General features: G+C 62.0%; 18 protein-coding genes. 3 read left to right on the top strand and 15 right to left on the bottom strand.

Features of this window, described 5'->3' with window-relative positions; translation table 11 throughout:
* The 6 genes from HPQ62_RS16190 to HPQ62_RS16215 all read right to left on the bottom strand — a co-directional run bounded on the left by HPQ62_RS16190 (position 1) and on the right by HPQ62_RS16215 (position 6675).
* A complete protein-coding gene (locus HPQ62_RS16190; RefSeq protein WP_244629735.1) occupies positions 1-927 on the bottom strand; it encodes an ABC transporter permease in 927 nt (308 codons plus the stop codon).
* The gene (locus tag HPQ62_RS16195; RefSeq protein ID WP_174803662.1) at positions 924-1850 is read right to left on the bottom strand and encodes an ABC transporter permease; all 927 of its coding nucleotides are present in this window, start codon (positions 1848-1850) and stop codon (positions 924-926) included. The genes HPQ62_RS16190 and HPQ62_RS16195 overlap by 4 nt, the downstream gene beginning before the upstream one ends.
* A gap of 93 nt (positions 1851-1943) precedes the next feature.
* Positions 1944-2876, bottom strand: coding sequence for an isocitrate lyase/PEP mutase family protein (locus tag HPQ62_RS16200; protein WP_174803611.1), 933 nt, complete (start codon positions 2874-2876; stop codon positions 1944-1946).
* An 88-nt stretch (positions 2877-2964) separates the two neighbouring features.
* A complete protein-coding gene (locus HPQ62_RS16205; RefSeq protein WP_174803612.1) occupies positions 2965-4581 on the bottom strand; it encodes an ABC transporter substrate-binding protein in 1617 nt (538 codons plus the stop codon).
* Between the two features lie 101 nt (positions 4582-4682).
* A complete protein-coding gene (locus tag HPQ62_RS16210; RefSeq protein WP_174803613.1) occupies positions 4683-5264 on the bottom strand; it encodes a UbiX family flavin prenyltransferase in 582 nt (193 codons plus the stop codon).
* 67 nt (positions 5265-5331) lie between these two features.
* Positions 5332-6675: a UbiD family decarboxylase gene (locus HPQ62_RS16215; protein ID WP_174803614.1), complete on the bottom strand. Its 1344-nt coding sequence runs from the start codon at positions 6673-6675 to the stop codon at positions 5332-5334.
* 322 nt (positions 6676-6997) lie between these two features.
* Here HPQ62_RS16215 and HPQ62_RS16220 point away from each other — a divergent pair, with 322 nt between their 5' ends.
* From HPQ62_RS16220 to HPQ62_RS16230, 3 genes are read left to right on the top strand one after another with little or no spacing between them, the layout of a single operon-like run.
* Positions 6998-8401 (top strand): PAS domain S-box protein, encoded by a 1404-nt coding sequence (locus HPQ62_RS16220; RefSeq protein WP_174803615.1) that lies wholly within the window; start codon positions 6998-7000, stop codon positions 8399-8401.
* Positions 8398-8865, top strand: a complete 468-nt coding sequence (locus HPQ62_RS16225; RefSeq protein ID WP_174803616.1) for a response regulator — start codon at positions 8398-8400, stop codon at positions 8863-8865. Before HPQ62_RS16220 ends, HPQ62_RS16225 begins: the two co-directional genes overlap by 4 nt.
* The gene (locus HPQ62_RS16230; RefSeq protein WP_174803617.1) at positions 8862-10574 is read left to right on the top strand and encodes a putative bifunctional diguanylate cyclase/phosphodiesterase; all 1713 of its coding nucleotides are present in this window, start codon (positions 8862-8864) and stop codon (positions 10572-10574) included. Before HPQ62_RS16225 ends, HPQ62_RS16230 begins: the two co-directional genes overlap by 4 nt.
* Positions 10575-10693: 119 nt before the next feature.
* On the opposite strand, the gene HPQ62_RS16235 is transcribed toward HPQ62_RS16230, so the two are convergent.
* From HPQ62_RS16235 to HPQ62_RS16275, 9 genes are all read right to left on the bottom strand, one after another.
* Positions 10694-12247, bottom strand: coding sequence for a gamma-glutamyltransferase family protein (locus tag HPQ62_RS16235; protein WP_342343723.1), 1554 nt, complete (start codon positions 12245-12247; stop codon positions 10694-10696).
* A gap of 83 nt (positions 12248-12330) precedes the next feature.
* Positions 12331-13494, bottom strand: a complete 1164-nt coding sequence (locus HPQ62_RS16240; RefSeq protein WP_174803619.1) for an amidase — start codon at positions 13492-13494, stop codon at positions 12331-12333.
* A gap of 1 nt (position 13495) precedes the next feature.
* Entirely contained in the window at positions 13496-14284 is a 789-nt protein-coding gene (locus tag HPQ62_RS16245; protein ID WP_174803620.1) for an ABC transporter ATP-binding protein, read from the bottom strand.
* 1 nt (position 14285) lies between these two features.
* The gene (locus HPQ62_RS16250) at positions 14286-15167 is read right to left on the bottom strand and encodes an ABC transporter permease (protein WP_244629737.1); all 882 of its coding nucleotides are present in this window, start codon (positions 15165-15167) and stop codon (positions 14286-14288) included.
* On the bottom strand, positions 15160-16863 hold the full coding sequence (locus HPQ62_RS16255; RefSeq protein WP_174803621.1) for a CocE/NonD family hydrolase: 1704 nt from the start codon (positions 16861-16863) through the stop codon (positions 15160-15162). Before HPQ62_RS16255 ends, HPQ62_RS16250 begins: the two co-directional genes overlap by 8 nt.
* The gene (locus HPQ62_RS16260; RefSeq protein WP_174803622.1) at positions 16860-18269 is read right to left on the bottom strand and encodes an FAD-binding oxidoreductase; all 1410 of its coding nucleotides are present in this window, start codon (positions 18267-18269) and stop codon (positions 16860-16862) included. The genes HPQ62_RS16255 and HPQ62_RS16260 overlap by 4 nt, the downstream gene beginning before the upstream one ends.
* A 12-nt stretch (positions 18270-18281) precedes the next feature.
* The gene (locus HPQ62_RS16265) at positions 18282-19094 is read right to left on the bottom strand and encodes a creatininase family protein (RefSeq protein WP_174803623.1); all 813 of its coding nucleotides are present in this window, start codon (positions 19092-19094) and stop codon (positions 18282-18284) included.
* A gap of 95 nt (positions 19095-19189) precedes the next feature.
* On the bottom strand, positions 19190-20599 hold the full coding sequence (locus tag HPQ62_RS16270) for an FAD-binding oxidoreductase (protein ID WP_174803624.1): 1410 nt from the start codon (positions 20597-20599) through the stop codon (positions 19190-19192).
* A 30-nt stretch (positions 20600-20629) separates the two neighbouring features.
* Positions 20630-22018: an FAD-binding oxidoreductase gene (locus HPQ62_RS16275; RefSeq protein WP_174803625.1), complete on the bottom strand. Its 1389-nt coding sequence runs from the start codon at positions 22016-22018 to the stop codon at positions 20630-20632.
* Between the last annotated feature and the right edge of the window lie 3 nt (positions 22019-22021).

Raw genomic sequence — 22021 nt, forward strand, 5'->3', positions numbered from 1 at the left:
TCACGCGCTCCGATCGCGGCTGTTGAGCCGCTTGGCGAAATAGTCGCCGACCGTGTTCAGCGAATAGACCGTCAGCACGATCGCAAGGATCGGTCCGAGGATCAGCAGCGGAAAGCGGCTGATCAGGTCCGTCGAAGCGGCGATCATCCCGCCCCAGGAGGGCGCCGGCGCGGGAACGCCGTAGCCCAGGAAGGACAGCGAGCCTTCCGTCACGATCAGGCCGGCCATCAGTGTCGGCATGATCGCCGTCAGCGCCGGCACCAGGTTCGGCAGGATTTCCTTCAGAAGAATGCGCCGGTCAGAGGCGCCCATGGCGCGTGCGGCCAGCACATAGTCGCGGCTCGACTGCGAGATCACACCGCCCTTGGCAACGCGGGCATAGGTGCCGATATCGAGAAGGCCAAGCACGAGCGTGATGGTCAAGACCGAGGAGCCGGTCACGGCGACAAAGGCGAGGACCACGAGGATCGACGGCAGCGACGACATCGTGTTGGCATAGAGGTCGACGATGCGCTCCACCATGCCGCGGTAGAAGCCCGCCAGAAGGCCGAGCATCAGCCCGAAGCCTGCCGAGATCAAGGTGGCGAACAGGACGATGGTGAGCGACGCCCGCGCGCCCCAGATGACGCGCGAGAAAATGCTGCGTCCGATTTCATCGGTTCCAAACAATCCGTTCAGCGTCCATTCCGGCGGCTGCGAAAAATCGCCGTAGGGAAAGATCGGGCTGACGAGGCCGGGAATAGAGTTCACGAAGGCTGCGGCCAGGACCAGAATGATCAGGAATACCGCAGACAGCAGTTCGAAGGCCGAGGCATCGACAAATCGCAGATGTCGGGTCCTTGGCATGGCCGCTTCAACGATCGCCGCAAGCGTCGCCTTCTCGCCTTCTTCAGGCAGGCCGGTCGGAACATGGGACGACTGGTTCATGCCACATCCACCCTGGGATCGATGATGGCGTAGCAGAGATCGACGAGAATGAAGATCACGACGAAGATGATGACGGTGAGCGAGAGGATGCCCTGCACCAGGGCAAGGTCGTGGCTCTTGACCGCGGAAAGAACGGTCCAGCCGATGCCCGGAACCGCGAAGTAGGCCTCCACGACGAAGGAGCCGGCGAGCAGATAGGTCATCGACATGCCCACGACCGTGATGATCTGGGGCAGCGCCGGCCTCAGCACATGGCGAAACAGGATATAGCCGAGCGAAAGCCCCTTCACCCGCGCAACCTGAACGAAATCCTCCTGCAGCGCGCTCACGAATTCATTGCGCGCGACGCGGTAGAGATAGGCGCATTGATGGGCCGAGAGGCACATGACGGGCAGACAGACATACCAGAGATTGGCCAGTGGATCGTCCGAAAACGAGACCCAGCCGGTGGCGGGCAGCCAGCGCAGGATCAGCGCGAAGACATAGGACAGAAGCACGACGATGACGAAGGTCGGCACGGCCAGCAAAAGCGATGAGACCGACCGCATCGCCGTATCCGTCAGCTTGCCGGGATGGCTTGCCGTGTACATTGCCAGCGGCACGCCGATGAGGAAGGAAATGAGCTGTGCCAGAATGGCGATCTCGAAGGTAACCGCGGCGCGTTCCAGCATCAGTTGCAAGACCGGCTGCTGCGAAAACAGGGTCACGCCGAAATCGCCATGGAAAACGCCGCCAAGCCAGTGCAGGTAGCGCTCGAAAACCGGCAGGTCATAGCCATATTCGGCATTGAGCCTGGCGATCTGTTCCGAGGTGGCATTTTCCCCGAGGATCAGTTGGGCCGGCGATCCAGGCGACAGGTTCGCAAGCGCGGTCGCCGCAAAGGTGACGAGGAAGAACACCGGCACACCAGCGGCCAGCCGCATGCCGATCGCCTTTCCATAAAGCAGCAAGCCATGTCTCAACGCGCCAATCCTCTTGCTTTTCCGTTTGTGCCCGGCCGGTTCAAGATGAAATCCTCAGACTCTCTTCCACTCGGCTTCGGCATCAAGCCAGCCGCTGTCGCGCTCCAGCAACTGCTTCTGCTCGGCCTTCGAATAGCCGCCCATGTCGTGCTCGTCGGCATACCGGGTCGACTGCTCGGCAAAGACGCGACGGCCGTAGTCCATCATGCCGAACATCGATGCCTTTTCGAGGTAGTGCATGGTGACGAGGTTGAAGCCGAGCTCGGCGATTTCCTCGAGCGTCACGAACGGCTTGCCGTTGACGGTCGCGACGTCGCCGAACATCTTCCAGCCCGGCAGAACCTTGGCGACCTTCCGGCATTCTTCCAGCGTGCGCAGGCCGTGGACATAGGTCATTTCGGCGCCGAGCTCTTGCGCGCGCACGCACCGCTCGATCGCATCATCGAGGCCCTTTTCGAGCTTGGATTCGGAGCGCGCGATCACAACGCAGTCCGTGCCCTCGCAGGCCTCGATGCCGGCCTTGATCTTGGCGAGCCAGAGATCCTGAGGGACGACCTCGTGGGTGACGTTGCCGTCGAGCTTGCCGGCAAGCGTCGCCTCTTCCATGGCCCGGCCGAACCGGGCATAGCCGCGCTCGTTCGGCGTGTCCTCGATCAGGATGGCGGCGGCGCCCGCCTTGGCGAGGCGCTTGCAGGTGCGATAGGCCTGTGCGACATCGCCGAAGCCGTCATCGGCGTCGATGATCAGCGGGAGCGGCGAGTAGTCGGCGATCCGGTCGGTTGCCCAGACCAGCTCCTCCTGATTGTGCAAACCCAGATCGGGCACGCCGGACATGGAGAAGCCGAGGGATGCGCCGGAAAGCAGAATGGCCTTGAAGCCGGCCATTTCGGCGGCCTTGGCCGAATAGCAGTCCCAGACGCAAGGGGTGAAGACCTGTTCGCGGGCGAAGAGCTCGCGGAAAGTGGTTCTGGGTCGCTTGTCGAACATGTGTGCTGGCCTTTGCAGGAAATCGTTGGTTGCACCGGACGGGCCGGCAGCGATCCGCCGGGAAGGCGGATCGCGGTTTCAGTCGTGTTTACTTCGATGCCGCGCAGGCGTCGTCGCAGACATAGAGATACTGTTTCTGCAGCATGCCGCCATCGGAAGGAACGATGCCGCCGGTGTTGTCGCGCAGAAGCAGGAAGCGGGTTTCGGAGCCGAAGATGTAAAGTGGCAGGTCTTCCGCCACCATCTTCTGGACCTCGTCATAGTCGGCCTTTACCTCAGCCTCGTCCATCGTGGCGCTGGCGGCCTTCAGCTCCTCATCCATCTTCGGATTATCGTACTGGCCCCAGTTGTAGATGCCGTCGGAAGCCAGATGACCGGAAATGGTCGGTTCCGCCCCATTGGCAACCAGAACGCCGCCGTCGACGCAGAGGTCGAAGTTCATCTGCTCCTTGCAGGTCTGCGTCAGCATCGCCTGATCGACGATGTTCACATCGATCTTGACGTTCTTGTACGCGCTCATGACCTGCTGGACGTAGGAGGCAAGGCGTTTCAGGTCCGAGTTGGAATAGGTCACCAGCGTCATTTCGAAGGGCTTGCCCTCCTCGGCCAGCGCGTCGAAAATCTTCTGCGCGTCTTCGGGATTGTAGTCCGGCAGCGTGTATGCCGTCTGATAGTAAGGCGAGGTCTCGGTGAAGTAATTGATCGGCGTGACATAGCCGTCGGACTGGGTATAGGCCTTCATCAGGCGGGCACGGTCGATCGCCTCGTAGAAGGCCTTGCGGGCGCGCACATCGGTGAACACGCCGGTCTTCTGGTTGAAGAAGGCGCGGTAGAGACCCGGAATCGGGATTTCGTGGGTGGCAACGCCTTCCGCATCGGCATTGGAGCCGAACTGATAGGGGTAACCCGCCATCATCGTCGCCCCGCCCTGCACGACCGTTGCAATGCGGCTATTGGTTTCCGGAATGATCTTGAAATTCAGCGTATCGAGATAGGGCCGCGGCTGATCCCAGTATTCCGGGTTGCGCTTCAGCGTCATCGAAATGCCCTGGTCCCAGCTGTCGAAGATGAACGCGCCGGCGCCGACAGGCTTGATGTCCGATGGCTGCTTCGCCGCAGCCAGCACCTTGGGGGAACCGATGAAAGGCGCCTGCTGGGCAAGCTGCGAGCCGAAATTGCGGTTGGGTTGATCAAGCGTGATGGTCAGCGTGAGCGGATCGACGATCTCGACACTCTTGTTCCAGGACGAAACGAAGGATTGGGTCGGCGCCATGGTTTCCGGATCGGCCATCCGGTCCCAGTTGTATTTCACGGCTTCGGCATCGTAGGGCTCGCCGTCGGTGAAGGTGACGTCCGGGCGCAGCTTGAGGGTCCAGGTCTTTGCATCGTCGCTGGTGAGGTTCTCGGCCATGCCGCCCTGGATCTTGCCGTCGACGTCGAGATAGACGAGCACGCCATAGATGGCATCACGAACGTCCATGGGGCCGCCCGGATAGGTGCCGTTGATGAGCGCAGGGTCCCAACTGGTGATATCCGAACCGTTGATGATGGTCATCTCGCCGCCGGAAATCGGCTGCTGGTCGTCCGCCAAGGCCCTGGTCGCTCCTGAAATCGCAGGGACTGCCGCGGCAAGCGCGAGTGCGATCATGGCCACCCGGCCCGAGCTCAGGAAAGTGCCGCTAAGGCGCTTTGAGTTGAATTGCATTGCCTGTTTCTCCAATCTCTCCGCCCTTGAACAGAACGGATATTTGTTCCCGTTGTTATTTTATATGCGGCGTGAATCACCCGCCGTTCATGCACTTGATTTTACTGGCTTTCGCCGGCCTCGTCCCTCCATCTTCTGACGGCCGGATGGGTGATATCGAAGAGGTCGAGTGCCCGGCCGACACTCTGGCTGATGATGTCGTCGATGGTCTTCGGCTTGGTATAGAAGCCCGGAACCGGCGGCATGATGATCCCACCGCTGCGCGTTACCTGATCCATCAGCGCGATGTGCCCGGCATGAAAGGGCGTCTCGCGCAGCATCAGCACCAGCCGGCGCCGTTCCTTGAGGCACACATCGGCAGCCCGGGTGATCAGATCGTCGGCATAGCAATGGGCGATTCCGCTCATCGTCTTCACCGAGCAGGGCGCGACCAGCATGCCGTCCGAGCGGAACGACCCGGAGGCGATCGCCGCCCCGATATCGCGGTGGCTGTAGGTGCGATCGGCAAGCGCGCGGATGTCGTCGGCGCTCATGTCGATGCCCTCTTCCTGCGCCGTACGGATCGCAGACGGCGATATCACCAGATGGGTCTCGACGTCCTCGATCGCGCGCAACATTTCGAGTGCGCGAATGCCGTAACACGTGCCGGAAGCCCCGGTGATGGCGACGATCAATCGGCGCAATGGTCTCTCCCGCAGCACGCGTTCCGTGCGCTGTTGCCGGAAAATCCGGGAGTGGCTGCAGATGTTTTCATGGCAGGAGATCCGGACGGATTTCGGCAAGCAGATCCTGCATGCGCTGATAGGCCTCCAACGGTGGAAGCGCCCTGTCGTAGCCCTGGCGCCGATCACCGGCCTTCATCGTGGCGTCGTAGCCGATCTTGGCAACCACGCCGCCATCCTCCTGCGCTTCCGAGCGGTCGGCCGGCAGGCCGTCGACAATCAGGACATCGCGCTCGGCCCGCATGCGGGTCATCTTGGCGAGCTCGACCGCGGCGAGGTCCCAGGGGTCGACATCATCGTCGACGATGGTGACATTCTTGATGATGCTGACCGCGCCCCAGCAGATCGCCATGGCGCGCCGCGCCTGTCCGGGCCGGGGCGAGCGGAGCTGCACGATCACATCATTTCTGCCCGATCCCGATGCGGTGACGGCCACCTCGCCGACATTCTGCAGCGATCGCGAGAGCTGGGCTTTGAGCGATGCCGCGATCGGCACGGCGGCGATGTAGATATGCTCGGCGTGGTAGCCGGGCTCGATCACCTGGAACATGGCATCGGTACGATTGGTGCGCGCCTGGAAGGTGCAGATCAGACCGCTGCCGTAATCTTCATACATGCCGTGATATTCCGATACCGGCCCTTCGACATGAGCCCGATCGGAATGGATCAGGCCTTCGAGCACGATCTCGGCTTCGGCCGGCACCAGCAGATCGGACGTGATCGTCTTGGTCATGCGCACCGGGGCACCGAGGAGCGCGCCGGCATTCTCCATCTCGTCATCGCCAAGGCCGAGATAGAGGCACGCGGCAAGCTGAATGGCCGGATGCGCGCCGAGGACCACGGCAAAGGGAAGCGGCCTGCCCATAGCCGCGGCCTTGCGCGCCATGATCGCCAGATGGTGGTTCGGCGCAATCCCGATCATCGCCTCGCTGCCGCCGAGAACCTTGAGGCGCGCATAGGACGCATTGCCAAGCCCGGCTTCCGGATCCTTCGCGATGATCATGCCGGCGGTGATATAGGGCGCGGTTTCGCGCTCGAAGAAGTACGGGACCGGCAGGCCAGACAGGACATTTTCGCGCACGACAACCTGCTGGACCGGCGCATCCTGCACGACCTCCGGCTTGATGGGCTGGCGTACGGCATCCGTCAGCGTCGCCTGGATCTCGTGGACATCAACGCCCAGCGCCATGGCGATCCGCGCGCGGCTCGTCAGCAGATTGCCGAACAACCTTATCTGCGATCCCTCCACCCGCTCGAAGCGCACCGCGGCGCGGTCATCGGCAAGCGAGAGCATGGCGGAAACGTCGAACTTGGCGCTCACGGGCTTTTCGACGACGAGGAGTTCACCCCTGCCCTCAAGGTCGTCCAGCATCGCCCTGCATGACTGATCGCCCCCGAGGCTGTTACCTGCCGCAAGGTTGGGGGATCGGTTTAGTTCCAACAAAGATTTCACGCAGACGGTCCTTCACCCCAATCATGTTCTGAGGCGATTATGAAAGACGGCAGCACCGCGCGGTAGCGGCGATCCGTCGAAGCAGGCCATAGGAAAAATTGAACCGGTGGCACAGAAGGCGGGTTAAGGAATTGTCGATTGATTTAGAGAGGTTCCTAATTGTAAGTTAGCAAAAATCAAAAAAAACAGGTGCTCGATGCAATCGGTGCGAGACGGCGGAAATTCCTACGGGAAAGCAGCCATGAACATCACGCCGGAGGGCGTAATTTCATACTGGAGCGGCGCCGCCGAGCAACTGCTCGGTTACTCTTCAGATGAGATCGTCGGAAGAAACCTTTTCGAGCGTCTCGTTCCCTCGCGTTACGAAACCGGCTTCATCAAGCATCTGAGCCTGTCACAGCTGTCTTCCGATGGCGCGAATTTCGAATTCCCGTGCCTGCACAAGGACGGCTGTTTCATCGACATTTGCGCCTCCGTCGCACCGATCGTCACGGAAGGCACACGCACTCCCGGCTATACTGCAATCCTTGAAAACCTCGCCTTTCGCCGCAGCATGCAGGATCGCCTGGTGGCAATTCTCGAGACCATACCGACCGGTGTTCTGGTGGTCGATGAAGCCGGCACGATCGACCTGGTGAACAGGCATTTCGAGGTGATGTCCGCCTATCCCCGCAGGGAGCTGAAGGGAATGAAGGTCGAGCAACTGGTGCCGGACAAGCATCGCGCGGCCCATGCCGGGCACCGGCATGAATATTTCAGGAAGCCTGTTCCAAGGCTCATGGGCAATGGTCGCGATCTGACCCTGCGGCGCAAGGATGGCAGTGAAATACCGGTTGAGGTCGGCATCAGCGCCGTTGCCGTGCCCACCGGAAAGCAGGTTCTGGCGATCGTGACCGATATTTCCCAGCGGGTCGAAACCGAGGAACGGCTGAACCGGCAGCAGGTCGATCTCGAGCGCACGGTCGAGGAGCTCACGACCTTTGCCTATGTCGCTTCCCATGACCTGAAATCGCCGCTGCGGGGCATCGCGCAGATTTCACAATGGATCGAAGAGGATATGGACGACCGGGAAGCGGTTTCCGATCATATCAGGCTGCTGCGCAGCCGCATCGCCCGGATGGAGCGGCTTCTGAACGATCTCCTCGCCTATTCCCGTGCCGGCCGTTCTGCCGGCGGCATGGGCGAGGTGTCCATCGCGGTGGTGGGGCGGGACATCTTCGAGCTGCTCTCGCCGCCGGAAGGCATGAGGCTCAGCCTCGATGGCGACCTGCCGACCTTCCAGACCCTTCGCACGCCGCTGGAGCAGATCATTCACAACCTTTTCTCCAACGCGATCAAGCACCACGACCGCGCAGCGGAAGGCAACATCACGCTCTCTTGCCAGCAGGCATCGCGCGCGTTTTTCGAATTCTGCGTCAAGGATGACGGGCCCGGAATCGACCCGCAATATCATGAACGCGTGTTCGGAATGTTCCAGACGCTGCGCCCGCGCGATGAAGTCGAAGGGAGCGGCATGGGGCTTGCGCTGATCCGCAAGATCGTCACCACCTTTGGCGGAACGGTTTGGATCGTATCCGAAGCGGGACAGGGCTGTGCGGTGCATTTTACGTGGCCTGTTGAGATTGAGACGAAGGACAAAGCATGAGTGAAGATCAGAATCCGACCTCTCCGGCAGAGCCACAGGCCTTTCGGCATGCCTCCATTTTCGTCGTAGACGATGATGATATCGATGTGACGTCGATCCGCCGGAGCCTCAAGAAACTGCGGCTTCTGAACCCCATCGTCAGGGCACGGGACGGGCAGGAGGCGCTCGACATGCTGCGGGATGGCAGGGTGCAGGCGCCCTATATCATTCTGCTCGACCTGAACATGCCACGGCTCGGCGGGCTGGAGTTTCTGCGCATCCTGCGTGAGGATCCTGTCCTCACCAACGCGATCGTTTTCGTACTGACGACATCGCAGGCGGATGAGGATATCACGGCCGCCTACCGCGACCACGTTGCCGGCTATATGCTGAAACAGCGGGTGGGAGAGGACTTCCTGAACCTTATCGGATTGATCGAACATTATTGGCGTCTGGTCGAACTGCCTGGCGACAGTTCGTCATGAGGATACTGCTTGTCGACGATGATGAAGTCGATCGCCGGACGGTGATGCGCCTGCTGGCCACAGAAAGGCAGGACATCGAGATTGTCGTCGCAAAAACCGCGGCCGAAGCGCTGGACCTGATCGGGCATGACAGTTTCGATACCGTCCTTCTCGACTATCGGCTGCCTGACATGGACGGCATGGATGTCCTGAAAACCATTCAGGCGGAAAACGCGCGCGGCATGGCAATCATCATGCTGACCGGCATGACGGACGAAGAGCAGGAACGACAGTGCATCGAAGCTGGCGCGCAGGACTTCGTCCCGAAAAGCGAGGTCAACGCGCAGCGCCTCAGGCGCGCCATGATGCACAGCCGCATAAGGCTCATGCTGGAACAGCGCCTGCGCGACAGCCGGAGCCAATTGCAGCAAATGGCGGAAACGGACACGCTGACAGGCCTCGGCAACCGCTACCGTTTCGAACAGGCACTGGCGGCAGAAACCGAAGCGCTCCGCAAGGGCGACGGCGCCGGCTGTGCCCTGTTTCTGATCGATATCGACAATTTCAAGCTCGTGAATGACAGCTTCGGCCATCACGCGGGCGATGCACTGCTGATGGAAACCGCCGAGCGGCTGGCAGATCGGACGGCCCCTTCCAACGTTGTCTGCAGGCTCGGCGGTGACGAATTCGCCATCATTGTGCCTGGCAACTTTGCCTGCGAACAGCTCGACGCCTTCGCCGTGAGGCTCCAGAGCCTTTTCGAAAAACCATTTTCGCTCGGCCACAACTCCATCGTGATCGGCATCTCGGCGGGGATCGCCAAACTGACAGCGATAGCACCTGCGACAAACGACCTGCTGAAGGCGGCGAGCATCGCTCTCAGATCCGCGAAAAAGGAGGGCAAGAACGGTTTCAAGCATTTCTCGTCCGACATGCGCGAGGAGGCCGTTCGTCATGCAGAGCTCGCCTATGACATGCAGAAGCCCGACTTCACCAGTCAGCTCGCGCTGCATTACCAGCCGCTGTTCGAGGCATCCTCCAAAACGCTTTGCGGCGCGGAAGCACTGGTACGCTGGCAGCATCCCGTTCACGGGCTGCTGGCGCCTGGCGCGTTCCTGCCGACCGCCCAGGCCGCGGGCCTCATGAAGAAGGTCGACGGCTGGGTGCACAGGGCCGCCTGCAATCAGGTTTCCGAATGGCATCGCAAGGGACAGGTCGGCAGGACCTTCCGCATGTCGTTCAATGCCTGCGCAGCAACATTGCGACAGGACGCCTTCGCGGACGCGCTTCTCGAAGATGTCGCTGCAAGCGGGGCGCCGCCAACGCTGCTGCGTCTCGAGATCACCGAGACGGACCTGATAGCGAATTTCGAACACGCAGCCTGCCAGTTGCTTCGCCTGCGTGAGCGCGGCATCGACATTGCCATTGACGACTTCGGGACGGGGTATTCCTCGCTGTCATACCTCAGACGCCTGCCCGCCGACACGGTGAAGCTGGATCGCGCCTTTGTCAAAAATGTCCCGGTCAGCGAAGAGGAACGCCGACTGCTGAAGGCGCTGATCACCCTGGCGCACAGTCTCGGCCTGTCCGTCACCTGCGAGGGAATTGAAGAGCGGGATCAGAGCATATTCTGCGAGAGCTACGGGGCGGATGTGCTGCAGGGCTTCTATTACGGCCGCCCGCTGTCGGCGTCGGACTTCGCCGACAGCTTTCTGCAGCAACCCGGCTGACCTCCGCCGCGCCCCCGACTGTGGCTTTCGCGGCACCGGTATGCCACTGAGTTTGCAGGGCTTCACCACCGATCGCGGCCCCGTCAGCCGGAGCGCTCGACGGGATGTCTGTCATTCTCTCAATAAGCGAGTGCGGCGCCGTCGGCGCGTGGGTCGCTGGCCGCTTCGAACAGCCCGTCGGGATGGCGCAGGACGGCGCCGGCATGCCCTGCAAGATCGGAAAACGGCGCGATCCGCTCCACATCATGTCCGGCCGCCTGAAGTGCTTCGATCACCGCAGGATCAAAGCGATCTTCGAGTTTCAGCGATGTTGCCTCGTCGCCCCAGGTCCGGCCCAGGAGCCATCGCGGGGCGGTGATCGCCTGCTGAAGATCCATGCCGAACTGCACATAGCGGGTGAAGATGGCTGATTGGGTCTGGGGCTGGCCTTCACCGCCCATCGTGCCATAGGCAAGCACACGCCCGTCCGACAGGACCGCAAGCGCCGGATTGAGCGTATGGAACGGGCGTTTGCCCGGGGCGAGCTGGTTGGGCCCGGGCAGCAGCGAAAAGCCCGCGCCCCGGTTCTGGAAGTAGACGCCGGTTTCGGGCGAGGTCACGCCGGAGCCGAATTCCCAATAGACGCTCTGGATAAAACTCACGACCGTGCCATCGGCATCGGCCGCGCCCATCCAGATCGTGTCGCCCTGTTTCGGCTCATATGGCCAGTCAAGGGCGCGATGGGGATCGATGTGCGCGGCCATAGCGTCAAGGCAACCAGGCTCAAGCCAGCTCTGAGCGGGGCTTTCCATGGTGCGCGGATCGCCAAGTTCGCGATTGCGTTTGATGAAAGCCTGTTTCGTTGCTTCCACCAGCCCGTGGATATGCGCATAACTTTCGCCCTCGCGCACGTTGAGCCTGTCGAACATCCCGAGGATCATCAGCGAAGCGACGCCCTGGGTGGGCGCCACCATGTTGTAGAGCCTGCCATGAGACGTATCGAGCCTGAGCGGCGCGACGATTTCGGGCTCATAGTCGACGAAGTCATCAAAACGCAGCGGACTTCCGCAGGCTTCAAGCATCCGCGCATGGTTTTTTGCGAGTGCGCCCCGATAGAAGCTCTCGAGCCCGTTTTCCGCAAGCGACCTGAAGGTCTGCGCGAGCGCCTTCTGCCGCAGGCGATAGCCAGCGGGGGGCGGCGCGCCTTCCGTCAGAAACACCTCGGCAAATCCCGGAACATCGCGCAGGCCATCGAGCTTATCGGCCGTCGTTTGCGCCTGGTTGCCGGTCACGGCGATACCGTTTTCGGCATAGTCGATGGCGGCGGCCAGCAGGGCCGGCAATGGCAGGCGGCGCCTTTGCGGCACGAGTGACAGCGCCTTGCTCCAGCCCCCGATCGTGCCGGGCACGGTCAGCGCGGCCAGACCGCCGCGCGTTGGAAGACTGTCTCCATGAACGCGTTGCGCATACCAGTCCGGGCTTGCCAGCGCCGCCGCCTGCCCGCAGGCAGAGATGCCGACGGGCGCCTCGCCAGGCCTGTGGATCAGCCAGAACCCGTCACCGCCGATACCGTTCATATGCGGATAGGTGACAGCGATCGTCGCGGCCGCGGCGATCATGGCTTCTATCGCCGTGCCGCCCTTCTCGAGTATGTCGCGACCCGCCAGAGCGGCAGCGCGATGAGGGGCGGACATTGCCCCTTTATATCCAAGTGCAGAATGCAGCATCTTTTTCACATCCAGGACGCAATGGCACGCATCCCGCCATCAGGCTTGTTTCACCAGGTACCGGTTTCGAACCGTGTCATCGCGATCTCGATCAAGGCTAGATCGCTCTCGGCCGGTCCGATCAGGGACAGGCCGAGAGGAGCGCCGTCGATCTTGGCGGCGGGAACGCTCAGTTGCGGCAATCCTGCATGACCCGCGATCGAAAGCAACCTCAGCGCAGTGTTGCGGTAGCGATCCATTTCGGCGCCGGTGGTATTCAGGAGCGGCGCAGCCCCCGGTGCCGTGGGCAGAAGAAGAACGCCATCCTTGCCGAGCACCTCGCGGACGTGTCGGCTGATTCTTGCGCGCTCGTCGCGCGCCTGCGCAATCGCGGCCGGATCCAGCGCAATCGCGCCTTCGAAGCGCTCGCGGACGCCCGGGCCGAAGGCAGGCGTTTTTTCGCGGATCCAGTCGCCAAAGGTCGCGGCAACCTGGGCGCCCTGGACAATGCCGAAAACGGGCTGAAGACGGCCGATGATTTCCGGCTCGAAAAGCGGTGTCGGATCACATGCCGGCAACAGGGGACGAAGAATATCGGCTGTGGCGGCGGGAACCTGGTTCCAGATGTCCGATGGTGCCAGGAACCGCGGGGCGAATGTCTCTGCTGACAACAACAGCACCCTCGCCGCGCGCAGCAGCGTTGCGCCATCGCGCGTCAACAGCCCGGGCACGTCATAGTCAGCAGCAAGGGCCTGCAAACCTTCGGCGGAGAGAAGTCCATGAGATGGGCGCCAACCCCAAAGGCCACAGAAAGAGGCGGGAATGCGCACCGACCCCCCGGTATCGGTCCCGAGGCCGATATCGGCCAGTCCCTGCGCGACTGCCGATGCCGATCCGGACGAGGACCCGCCGGGGACGCGATCCGGCGCTGCAGGATTGAGCGGGGTGCCGTAATGGGCGTTTTCGCCCATCAGCGAATAGGCAAGTTCATCCATATGCGTCTTGCCGACGGGTCGCGCGCCTGCGGCAATCATGGCATCGACGACGGCGGCATTTCGCGTTGCAGGCAGGTGCGCTGCCTTCCACAGGGGATGTCCGCAACCGGTGACGACGCCCTTCAGATCGAAATTGTCCTTGATCGCAAGCGTCAGGCCGGCAAGAGGACCTTCAACAGGGCAGTCGGGTGCGGCAGTTGCCTGCGAAACCTCAGTTTCGATGAAGGGGAATATGGACATGTCAGCTTTCCATGGCACGGGCGAGCAGTCCACTGACGTTGCGGCAGTGCTCGGAATAGACGGGAGAGAGGCGGAAGGACGCATCCCGCGGATAGGGCTCGTCGATGGCGATCTCACCGATAATCCGGCCCGGGCGCGCGGCCATGACCACGATTCGGTTTGAAAGATACACGCTTTCGAACACCGAATGGGTCACAAAGATCACGGTCGATTGGGTCTTCTTCCAGAGCTGGAGCAGGTCCTGGGACAGCTTGTTTCGGGTGATTTCATCGAGCGCGGCAAAGGGTTCGTCCATAAGGAGAAGGCGCGGTCTTGTAACCAGGGCGCGCGCGATCGAGACGCGCATCTTCATCCCGCCCGAAAGCTCGCGCGGGTAGCTTTCATGAAACCCGCCGAGACCGACGGTATCGAGGATGGCCGCGACATCGCCGCCTGCATCCTTTCGGGAGACGCCCGACAGCTTCAACGGCAGGTAGACATTGTCGAACACCGAAAGCCAGGGCATCAGGTTGGGCTCCTGAAACACGAAGCCGATATCGCCCGCTTTCGCACGCACGCCGTTGATCTCGTCTTCACCCGGCCGCTGGATGCGGCCCGCCGTGTGTTCGGCGAGCCCCGCCGCGATCTTGAGCGCCGTCGACTTGCCGCACCCCGACGGACCAAGCAGCGACACGAACTCGCCCGGATAGACGTCGAGATAGAGCTGACGCAGCGCTTCCGTTCCGTTCGGATACACCTTGTCGAGATTCTGCATCCGCATCACGGGTGCGAGAGTGGTGGTTTCAGCCATCTCAGTGGCCCCCTTCGAGTTCACTCTCGTGCCAGCGGCTCAGCAGCCTCGCCTGCACCACGGACGTCGCCCACCAGATCAGCAGGCCGAAGATGGAGAGGATGAACAGAGCGGCAAACATGCGCGGGACGTCGAGCAGGGTTCCGCTCTCCACGATCACCCAGGCAAGGCCCGTCGAGGCACCCGAGCCCGCGACGAATTCCGCGACCACGCCGCCAATGACGGCAAGGCTCGAGGAAATGCGCGCGCCCGTCAGGATGTAGGGCAGAGCGGCGGGAAGCTGAAGGTGGCGGAAACGTTGCCAGCGGCTGGCCTGATAGAGCGTCATCACGTCCTGAAGGCCGCGATCCGCCGATTTCATGCCGGTCACAGTGTTCGCAAGCATCGGGAAGAACGCCACCAGCCAGGCGAGTACCATCAGGCTCAACCATACCCGGTCGAGACCGACCCAGATGATCACCAGCGGCGCGATGGCAACCATCGGCGTAACCTGGAGGGCGATGGCATACGGCCACAGCATGCGCTCGATGTCTCTGTGCTGCGTCAGCAGCAAGCCTCCGAGAATGCCGGAGACCACGGCTGCAACGAAAGCGACGAGCGTGATCAGCGCCGTATAGGCGAGCGCGTGCATCAGATAGGGGAAATTCGCGATGATGCTCTCGATGATCATCGATGGCGGCGGCAGGATGAATTTTGATATTTTCAGCGCGCGTACCAGGAATTCCCAGAGAATCAGGAAGATGAGGCCGGCGGCAACCGTCGGAGCCGCTTCGCGCAGCGCCTTGCCGAACCGGGTTTTCTGTTCCGTACCTTGCCGGACGCCTGACTGCCTGATGACAGTCCTGTCCTGCGGCGTTGCAGTCTGTTGCGGCGTATTATGCAAGGTGACCTCCTTCTTCGGCGACGGGAAGGCGGATAAAGCTCTCTTCCCCGAGGGTTACATGCAAGGTGGTGACAAGGGCCGATGCCTGTCCTGCGCGGACGGGATCTTCCCCGGTCCCCGGATTGACGGGATGGGCAGGGAAGTCGGACGCCGCGACGGAAAGACGAAGGGCTTCTCCCTCGAGAAGGGTCAAGCTGGTGGCTCCAAGATCAAGCTCGATGGGGGCTTGCGGGCGCATTCTGAGATGGCAATAGCCTGCCGCAAACGGAAGCACCCGCCCGTCCGGCTTCACAACGGACAGCGTGGTGCTGACGTCGAAGCTGGCGCGGTCCGCGCTCACGACAAGGCGAAGGCCGATCGGGCCCTCAATCACCAGGGGGGCGGACTGGGGCGCGGCCGTGAAGGTCATGACATCGCTGCGTTCATCAACGAGGCGCCTGTCCTGCGGCCCAGCCACGGGACCATAGCAGGGACCGGCAGCCGGCGCGGTGCGCCAGGGATCATGCACCATGAGTTCGGTCCCGGCGCCAGGCGAAAACGACAGGCCGCCATCGCCGATTTTGGTGGCAGCGCGTCCACCTCCGGTGAGGTAGACCTTTCGTTCGGCCTGCGGAAATGCGGCGCTGCCCTTCCAGGATTTTTCACCCATGTCGAAGAGCCTGACGCGATCTTCGGCCTTCAGCAGTCCCTTTCCTTTCAGCACCGCATCGAGAAAGGCAATTTGTGCCCGGTCGGTATCGGCGATTGCCTCGGGACCGAAATCCGCGCCTGCCGCGCGGCGCTCCCAGGGGAAGTGCACCCACGGGCCGATCCAGAGCCGCATGTTCGGATCGCTGTCGCGGTCAAGCGCGCGGAACGCCTCGAGCGTGGAGTTCAGATGGCTGTCGAACCAGCCACCGATGAAGAACATCGGCAGGCCGCGCGCGCGCAGTTTTTCCACGGATGCTGCGGGCGAGATCCGCTCCCATTCCGGGTCATCGACGGGCCGGTTCACCCAGTCGACATAGTGACCGATCTCTCCAGACGCCATGAGTTCGGCGGGGCGGGCTGCGACTTCGCTTTCAAACAGGGAGGACTGCGCTGCCTTCAGCCGGGCGTAGGCCTTAAAATTTCCAAGCCGGCGGGCACCTTCAACGGTGACCTGGGTGCCCCAGCCGGCCATTTGCGCCAGCCGAAAGGCGCCGTTCTCGTATATCCATGTCCGGGCGGGATCCCAGGGACCCATGGCCGGAATGAGCGCTGCCAGAGACGGGCAGTCGCCGGTGGCCGCCAGCAGCTGATCATAGGCCTGATAGGAAAAGCCGTACATCGCGACGCGGCCGTCGGAGCCTTGAAGCTTCGCCGCCCACTCGACCGCCTCGGCACCGTCGCTCGCCTCATGCCTGCCTGGCCAGAAACGCCCTTCGGACGTGCCACGCCCGCGCACATCCTGCACGACGACGAGATAGCCCTGCGCCGCATACCATGCCGGATGCGCATAGCAGATGGTGCAGCCGATCCTGCGGCCATAGGCCTGGCGCTGCAGCAGGACAGGCCAGGGTCCGTCCCCCTCGGGTCGCCAGATATCGGCATCCAGACGGATGCCGTCCGCCGTGGTCATCGACAAGGTTTCGGGCGGCCGAACGCCGGCGATATCGGGGAGTTCGAAGGGAGGGGAATGCGGGTCGAAACCGGAGGCGGCTGTCATCGTGGTCATCCCAGCCTCTTGTCCCATTTGTCCGTCGGCAGCGCCACCGCGACGGCGGCGTCGTTTTCCTCATCAACCTCGAAACGGCCAGGGTTCAGAAGACCGTAAGGGTCGACTTCGCGCTTGAACGCGATATCAACCTCGGTGATTTCCTTCTTGCCGACAGCGCGGACATTGGATCTATGGGAATTGGAAACGACGGCACCGGCTTCCTGCATCTCCAGGACCATCTGCGCCATCTGCTCGGCGCTTTCGAAGACGAAATAGGGTGAGCCGGAGCCGACGATCTGGCCGCCAATGCGCAAAAGCTCCATTCGGAGAGGACCGTAGTGCGAGACCTTGCCGTGCACGCGTTCGATCAGCCCAACCAGGTCGTCGGAGCGGAAGAAGCCCTCGATATTGGTGCGCTCCGGGTGGTTGCGCTGAATTTGGAACAGCATGTGGCCGAAGATGAACTCCCAGAGAGGCCGGCCGTAGGGTCCCTCGCCCTCGCGCGCCTGCGAGACGATCGTGCCGCCCGCCCGCTCGACGAGCTGCGCGAATGTTTCCCAACTTTGGTCGGCAATCATCGTCATCACGATCGATTTGCCGTCCGGCACGAGGTTTTGAAAGCCGGTGACGAAAGACGGCGTCGGCCATTCATGGACGGAGACAAATTTGCGGGTAAGGCTCGCGCAATCCGCCAGCATCACGCCAAAACGAACGGCATCCATGTAGTCGCCGAAGGCGACGATCGCCTCGTTCCAGGCCCAGGCAGGCGCCAGCGGCAGTTCCATTTCGGTAATGATGCCGGTCGCACCGTAGGTGTGATGGGCAAGCTGCGCATCAAGCCCGCGCAGTTCAAGGAGACGGGGCTCTTCCTCCATGGTCATGACCGTACAGGAAATGATGTTGCCGGGATCGCGCCACGTCCCGTAGACGGTCGAGCCGGGCCCGCCCTGTCCGCCGGCGAAATGGCCGGCAACGGTCGCAATGCGCGCGGTCGTCGGCGGAAAGCGCAGCTCCTTGCCATGCTCGCGCAGTTTCGCCTCAAGCTTGGCGACATTGGTGCCGCCAGCCACGCGGACGCGATCGTCTCTGATCTCGCGAATGCCGGAGAGCGCGAGTACGTCGAGGACAATCCCGCCCTTAAGAGGAACCGACTGGCCATAATTTGCAGAGCCTGCGGCACGCACGGTCACGGGTATGCGATGACGGGTGGCCGCAGCGATGACCCGGCGCAATTCATCATCGTCCTTCGGCGAGACGACGACATCGGCGACCTTGCCAGCCAGCGCCTCTTTCAGGATCGGACTGACGGCATAGCGGTCCCTGCTCTTGACGCGGATCCGTTTGGGATCGGTGGTATGCTCGATACCCGCAATCGCGTCGCAGAAGGCCTCAAGCGGATAGGCGGGCGCGCTGATCTCGTTCATTGGGTGTTCCACTCACTCGTAGGACGGTTTCGTGTCGAAAACCGCCAGATCAAAATTCGCGACTTCCTGTATCAAGCGCATCAGGCCGGCAACGGCGCGCTCGAAAGCGACCTTGCCGCGTTCTGCGTCCGCACTTGCGGCATTTCCGCTTGCCCCGGAGGGGTGCAGATCCTGCGCCTGCCAGCCGAACCCGACCGCCCCCTCGGGCGTAAGAATGCCCTCGCGTTGCTCGATCTCGACGGACAGCGGCACGAAATCGCGCGCCTCGCCCATCTCGATCAGATCCGGAAACAGATGCAGCATGACGGATGTCTCGACTTCGCCGGCATGGATGCCGTGCTTGCGTTCATGGGCGGAGAACAGATCGGTCATGTCGGTGAAGCGCGACCACATCGAAGAGACTGCGAGCATGCCGAGCTCGACGCGCAGCCGACGGCAGACCATTTCCATCACCTGCGGCTGTCCGCCGTGGGCATTCAGGAACAGAATGCGGCGGCAGCCTGCCCGATGGACCGACCGCGCGATCTCGAACCAGTATTCGCCCAGAAGCGCGCCGGGAATGGTGAGCGTTCCCGGAAATGCGAGATGCTCGTCGGATTTCCCAACAAAGCTTGTCGGCAGCACCAAAGCGGGAAACTCATGTGCCATTTGCGCCACGGCACTCTTGCAGATCTCTTCGGCGATCGCGGCATCAACCTTCACGGGAAGATGAGGCCCGTGCTGTTCGATCGCTCCGACAGGAAACACGGCGACAACGCCGGACATATCGAGGTTTCGAAAATCGCGGGCGGTCAGATCGGACCACCAGTGAGATTTGAGATGCATGTCGTGTCTTTCTTTACTTCTGTCTGTCGGCTTGCCAGCGCCGGTCGCAATGCTCGCGGACGAGAGGGCTGGCTGCGTTCCAAATCGGGCGGATATTATCCATGTCCCCGATCGAAACGGTCGGTCTGAAGATTGTCGTTCACATTCGCATCATCAGCCTCGTCCGGCTCGAACCGGCCCGGGTTCATAAGTCCATGGGGGTCGGTCGCGCGCTTGAAGGCAATATCCTTTTCAGTGATACGCTTCTTGCCGACGGCGCGAACGGTGGTGGTGTGCGGATTTCTCACCAGGATCTCGGCCGCCCGCAGCGCCTCCGTGACCTTGGCGGCCTGGGCGTCGCCTGCAAAACGGAAGAATGGCGATATCAGTCCCTGAAGCTGTCCGTCGATGCGCAGGAACTCCACGAACATGGGTCCGAATTCGCCGCACAGATCGTGCGCAAGCGCGATTTTGCTGCTCATGTCGGAGCCGCTGACGAAGCCTTCCATGACAGCCGCATCGGGATGTACCTTCTGGACGTTCTGGATCAGATGACCGAACGCGAACTCCCACATCGGCAAACGCCAGGGCCCCTGCCCCTCTTGCGCCCGTGCAAGAACAGTGCCGCCGCTCTCGCCCACCCACTGCTCGAATGCGGACCAGCTGTGATCGGCGATCATCGTCAGCAGGATCGACTTGCCCTCCGGCACCAGATCGGAAAAAAGGCTCACATCCCGGCCGATGGGCCATTCCTGCACGGAGGCAAGCTTTCGGGTAATCGAATAGGAGCGCGCAAGCGCTTCCGCAAACTTCGCAGCGGTCTTGAAATCATCGAATGCGACGAGCGCCTCCTGCCAGTCCCAGGCAGGCGCAAGCGGCAGCTCCATTTCTGTCAGCACACCCGTCGTGCCGTAGGTGTGGAACGGCCGCAATACGTCGAGCCCGGACAGCTCGATTTCCCGCGGCTCCTCTTCCATGGTCATGACCTTGCAGGAGATCAGGTTTCCCGGATCTGACCAGCAGCCGTATTCGAGCGATCCGATCCCGCCGATCCCGCCGCCGAAATTCCCGCCGACAGTTGCCACCTTGGCGGTTGAGGGGATGAAGCGCAGTTCCTTGCCGGATTTGCGAAGCTCCTTGTCCAGCTTGGCCATGACCGTGCCGGCAAGCACGCGCACGCGCTCGTTGCTTTGCTCGATGATGCCGGAAAGCCGCGTCACATCAAGAATGATCCCGCCCTTGAGCGGCACGCTTTGTCCATAATTGCAAGAGCCAGCCGTACGCGGCACCAGCGGGATCCGGAGCCGGGCGGCGGCGGAGAGAACACGACGCAGGTCTCCCACATTTCCGGGCGTGATCACAATGTCGGCGATCCGGCCCTGCAGTTCACTTGAGAGCATCGGGCTCATGTTGAACCGATCGGTGCTTTTCACCCTGACGCGCCGCTGATCAACGGTAAAGTCAATGCCGTCAATCGCTGTGATGAGTTCATCGAGCGGGTAGAAACGTGCTACGTCATGCGTCATGTGAGACTACCTGATTTCATCCTGTTGACGTTATTGATCCTGATGTGCAAGCCAGCCATCCGTCGCAAGATGCCGATCGATGACCCTATCCCTGGACGCGTCCGCCTCGAACCGACCGGGATTGAGCAAACCCTTCGGATCGACGGCGCGCTTGAACGCGATCTCGCGCGGGCCAATCTCCTTCTTGCCGACGCCGCGCACATTCGACGCGTGCGGGTTGGCAACCTTGAGGCCCAATGATCGCATCGCTTCGACGACTTCGTTGACGGCAGCCTCATCCGTAAAGGTTACGAAGCTTGAACCCGAGCCCACCAGATCGGCGCCCCAGCGCCGGATCTCCATGCGCATTGGACCGGTGTTCCTGATCCTGGCATGCACCTTCTCGATGAGGCCGGGCAGGTCAGGCGCGTTGAAAAAGCCCTCTACTTCCGTGATGTCGGGCCTCGTCTTCTGCGCCTGCAGGGTGGTGTGGCCAAAGGCAAATTCCCAGATCGGGCGTCCATAGGGGGCCTTGCCTTCCGAACCGCCGGCGACGATCGCCCCGCCTGCCTTTGCCACCATCTCGGCAAACAGCGGCATCGACGCGGCTTCGATCATCGCAATGACGATCGAATGCCCTTCCGGCACGAACGGCGCGAATGGCTGCAGCCATTTGCCGATCGGCCATTCGTAGGCAGAGGAGAGTTTCTTCTCAAGACCCGGTTCCCTGCCGACCTGAACGGCGAGCCCGACAGCAGCGCGGTAATCCGGCAGCGCAACAAGACATTCCTGCCAGTTCCGTTTCGGAACAAGCGGCATCTCGACCTCGGTCACGATGCCAAGCGTGCCGTAGCTGTGCTGGACGATCTGGGTTTCGCTTCCGGTGAGTTCCAGTTCGCGCGGATGTTCTTCAACCGTCACCACCTTGCAGGCGCGGATGTTTCCGGGATCGCGAAGAACGCCGTAGGTAATCGAGCCAACGCCGCCGGTACCGCCGGTCACGAAACCGCCGATCGTGGCCTGTTTACGGGTCGACGGAAAAATCCGCAACTCCTGACCGGTTGCCGCTGCCGCCTGCTCGATATCGGCCATGGTCGTGCCGGCATAGGCCCGGACAATACCTTCCCTGATCTCGATAATGCCGGTCAGCTTCGACAGATCGAGCATGACGCCGCCATTCAGCGGAACGCTCTGGCCATAATTGGCGGTTCCCCTGCCGCGCGGGGTCAGCGGCATGTCGTGCGCCCATGCGGCGGCGGCGACTTGAACGACCTCTAGCGCGGACCCCGGGGTCACGACTGCCTCGGCAACCTTGCCCTCAAGCGTTTTCGTCAGAAGCGGGCTGATGAAGTACCAGTCGCGGCTTCGCGCCTTGACCCGCCCTGGCTCCGTGGTCTGGTCGATTGCGGGGATTGCGGCGAGGAAGGTTTCAAGAGACATGGA

It is taken from the genome of Martelella limonii (assembly GCF_013344475.1).
GTDB lineage: Bacteria > Pseudomonadota > Alphaproteobacteria > Rhizobiales > Rhizobiaceae > Martelella > Martelella limonii.